1 protein-coding gene is annotated in these 255 nt (G+C 67.5%); it reads left to right on the forward strand.

Annotated features, from left to right (window positions below; genetic code table 11):
- Window positions 1-9 precede the first annotated feature (9 nt).
- On the forward strand, window positions 10-255 hold a 246-nt coding region (locus DNK49_RS23705), incomplete at its 3' end, for a transposase family protein (protein WP_133255198.1).

The raw sequence follows: 255 nt of genomic DNA on the forward strand, positions 1-255 counted from the left end.
GGGCGACCGATGGACATAGGGAAGCTGGCCGACATGGTGGAGGTTTTCGAGGGGCTCGAGGACTGGCGCAACGCACAACAGACACGGCACAGGTTGAGCGAACTGCTCACTGTGGCGGTGTGTGCGGGGCTCAGCGGTGCGGACGACTTCGAGGAGATCTCGCAGTGGGGGCGCGCCAAGCTGCCGTGGCTGCGGGGTTTCCTGCGGCTGGACTACGGCGTGGCCTCGCCCGACACCTTCGAGCGGGTGCTCGCG

The organism is Parazoarcus communis SWub3 = DSM 12120, from assembly GCF_003226565.1.
In the GTDB taxonomy this organism is placed as follows: domain Bacteria; phylum Pseudomonadota; class Gammaproteobacteria; order Burkholderiales; family Rhodocyclaceae; genus Parazoarcus; species Parazoarcus communis.